The 2,832-nt window shown below is 35.6% G+C and carries 6 protein-coding genes; 5 read left to right on the top strand and 1 reads right to left on the bottom strand.

Annotated features, from left to right (window positions below; all coding sequences use genetic code 11):
- Positions 1–11 precede the first annotated feature (11 nt).
- The 4 genes from ACKI2P_RS05090 (at position 12) to ACKI2P_RS05075 (ending at position 1,429) form a co-directional block, all read left to right on the top strand.
- Positions 12–242, top strand: a complete 231-nt coding sequence (locus tag ACKI2P_RS05090) for an LSm family protein (protein ID WP_067042787.1) — start codon at positions 12–14, stop codon at positions 240–242.
- 58 nt (positions 243–300) lie between these two features.
- Positions 301–489 (top strand): 50S ribosomal protein L37e, encoded by a 189-nt coding sequence (locus tag ACKI2P_RS05085; protein WP_067042784.1) that lies wholly within the window; start codon positions 301–303, stop codon positions 487–489.
- Between the two features lie 132 nt (positions 490–621).
- The gene (locus ACKI2P_RS05080; protein WP_407375618.1) at positions 622–1,032 is read left to right on the top strand and encodes a hypothetical protein; all 411 of its coding nucleotides are present in this window, start codon (positions 622–624) and stop codon (positions 1,030–1,032) included.
- A gap of 7 nt (positions 1,033–1,039) precedes the next feature.
- Complete coding sequence (locus ACKI2P_RS05075) at positions 1,040–1,429, top strand: hypothetical protein (protein WP_407375616.1); 390 nt, start codon at positions 1,040–1,042, stop codon at positions 1,427–1,429.
- 8 nt (positions 1,430–1,437) lie between these two features.
- On the opposite strand, the gene ACKI2P_RS05070 is transcribed toward ACKI2P_RS05075, so the two are convergent.
- Complete coding sequence (locus ACKI2P_RS05070) at positions 1,438–1,773, bottom strand: hypothetical protein (RefSeq protein WP_407375614.1); 336 nt, start codon at positions 1,771–1,773, stop codon at positions 1,438–1,440.
- Between the two features lie 717 nt (positions 1,774–2,490).
- Here ACKI2P_RS05070 and ACKI2P_RS05065 point away from each other — a divergent pair.
- Positions 2,491–2,832: reverse transcriptase N-terminal domain-containing protein (locus ACKI2P_RS05065; RefSeq protein WP_407375612.1), on the top strand; the 342-nt coding region annotated here is incomplete at its 3' end.

The raw sequence follows: 2,832 nt of genomic DNA, 5'->3' as shown, positions 1-2,832 counted from the left end.
AAGGTGATATAATGAGCGGACAAAATGTTCAAAGACCACTTGACGCATTAGGAAAATCTGTGGATGCTCCTGTTTTAATAAAACTCAAAGGAGATCGTGAATTTAGAGGTATACTTAAGAGCTTTGATTTACACATGAACTTGGTTCTTAATGATGCAGAAGAGTTACAAGACGGAGAAGTAACCAGAAGACTCGGTGTTGTACTCATCAGAGGAGACAATATTGTTTATATTTCACCATAGTATTATTCAATACTTTATTATAACATAGATTTTAGAGATAGTGTAGGGAGGTGTATCAATGTCAAAGGGAACTCCATCAATGGGTAAAAAGAATAAAAAGACCCATATCAGATGTAGAAGATGTGGTAGAAACACTTATCACATACGTAAAAAAGTCTGTGCTTCTTGCGGATTTGGTAAATCCAAAAAACTCAGGAGATACAGCTGGCAAAACAAAAAACCAACAACCAGGCAAAGACTGGTATAAGTTGGCAAAACAATGAAGATTAATTTTTAATCTTCACTCAAATCTATTTTTTCAATAACTTTCAAATTACTGCATATTTTATAAATAACTTTTTCTAAATACATTCATAATTGTTTAATTTAGGTGATTATCATGACAGATTTAAATGATATTGCTCGTGAAAATGATGTAAACTTGGAGAACTGTGTTGTCTTTGTAAGGGGAAATGATGACATATTGGCTGTTGACATTTCAAATGCCGGAATCAGGCAAAGAAGTGATGACACAATGGGCTTTACCTTTTCAATTCCTCCAAAAGAGGCTTTGAAATTGGAAGAATACTTCAAAAGATTCCAGACTGGTGAAAAATTCTACTTTGATATTTCACAGACAGGCTACAGGCCGGTATACTACAGAGGACTGTCTCCGATGACCAAGGAAGTCAGCAAGGAATATCATCCGAAATTCAACATTACTCTTTTTGCCCAAAAGGCTATTGTAGAACCTGATGACTCCTACTTTGCACCGACATGTGCATGCTGTGAGTTCTGCCATATCGGATAGTGGTATCTTGCTTGATGTTCAATTTTCAGATAAGATTGTAATAGCTAAAGACAAATCAAATCAATCAATTGAACTGGACCAGAGAAGGGTCAAAATCCGTGAAAAAGAAAATGGGCTGATGGCCTTAAGTTATGTTGCTCCAGTTTTCGAGGCAATTGATTTGGAAAACTTCTTCAGTGATGTTTTAACAAGTGAAAAATTGGTGATGAACATTGGTGGTGCAGGTGATTTGTCCGTTAGCTTTAGGGGCATAGTTGATGGGAAAGACAAAAATTTCCCTCAAAACATGGATCACAAGATTATCCTTCTGCAGGAACCGAAATTCCTTGATCCGAGAATGAATATTCAAACCAAGGGATTTTCAAGGTTTAAGCTAAGGGACGAAACTTATTATTAATTTTTTTTTTAAAGTTCGTCTTCTACGGCATCCCATAAATCGATGGCCCATCCCTGACCTGCATCGATTACCATGTCCAAAAGACGTACTTTGCCGTCTCTGAATCTGAACAGTCGGTAGTCCTGCTGTGGTTTTTTGGCTGTTCCTTCCTTGTTGCAGTCAAGATAAATTCCTTCACTGTATTCGGCTTCAAAATTTCCTGCCTGTACAAAGTCTCCAACAAGGGAATATCCGTTTCTCACGCTTTTATCTAGTTCTTCAATGGTTTTTAACCATCCGCCTTGAGCCCTGAATTTTATGTCAGGGTCTACTTTTGTTATTTCTTCTTGCCAGTTTATTATCATACTACCAAATCCTTTTTAATTTAAGATTGTTTTTAATGGTTATATAAAAAAAGAGTAAGAGCATTTGATAAGTAATAGTGCGACAAGCTAGGGTCTATTTCCCATTTAAATCAGTGAAATCTTATTTCAATCCCAGTTATGACGGGATTTTCCCCATTGAAACTCATAATCGAGTAATTGATTATGAGGTTGCATGATATTATGCATAAATAAGTATAAAGCATTCATTGTACTTATGTGCTAGGGAAAGAGTGAAAAAGGTTAACGTAAGTGAACAATTGTAAGCTTCGTAAATCAAGCCAGTAGGTAGGATGCAACGTTAAATTTTATTTAACTACTATTGTATGCAAATTCATAGGAATAATCAATTAATACGTGATTATTTAGTCATAACCTTACAGTAATTTGCCGGAGTATAGATTGAACCTTAATTCATTCGCTTCTGAAGTAGATCAACTTGGTAAGCCTCACAAGGTCTCACAACTATTTGTGAGTAAGCGGATTGTGAAAGAAGCCTAATTCCTTAGGAGGTAATGGATATCAGAGAAAGCAAAAGCCATTAACAGTCGAAAGACAATAGGAAATAGTGGGAATAATAACTATAATGGATACCACGCCTTCGTGTGTGGCATGGATAACATGGCAGACTTCTGATTGGTGGAAAACGTGAATATAAAACGGAATAAGAAGTAATTTATTCAAAGGATTAGTGATAAGATGAGATATACTCAAAACGATAATGTTTATGAGTCCACAGCACAATACGCTACGGATTGGTCTTGTATCAATTGGTACAAGGTCGAGAAGTATGTAGATAAGTTACAGAAACGGATATATCATGCCGAAAGTATAGGAGATTCAAGAAAAGTACGAGATTTACAAAGAATATTGGTGAGAAGTACATCTGCTATTTTAATAGCAGTTAAACGTGTTACACAGATTAATAAAGGTAAAAGGACACCAGGAATTGATGGAAAAGTCATTAAAACTGATAAACAACGTGGAAAACTAGTAGACGAACTCAAAACTAGGAACATATCTAAACATGTTCCTAAACCT

The sequence above is a fragment of the Methanobrevibacter sp. genome (assembly GCF_045541095.1).
Classification (GTDB): Archaea; Methanobacteriota; Methanobacteria; order Methanobacteriales; family Methanobacteriaceae; genus Methanocatella.
Note: the sequence above shows the minus strand (reverse complement) of the source record. Positions and strands in the feature narration are given on the sequence as shown.

Bases quoted from the DNA above. Each gene is read 5' to 3' on its own strand.
- ACKI2P_RS05090 (WP_067042787.1), top strand. From the start codon at position 12: ATGAGCGGACAAAATGTTCAAAGACCACTTGACGCATTAGGAAAATCT.
- ACKI2P_RS05085 (WP_067042784.1), top strand. From the start codon at position 301: ATGTCAAAGGGAACTCCATCAATGGGTAAAAAGAATAAAAAGACCCAT.
- ACKI2P_RS05080 (WP_407375618.1), top strand. From the start codon at position 622: ATGACAGATTTAAATGATATTGCTCGTGAAAATGATGTAAACTTGGAG.
- ACKI2P_RS05070 (WP_407375614.1), bottom strand. From the start codon at position 1,773: ATGATAATAAACTGGCAAGAAGAAATAACAAAAGTAGACCCTGACATA.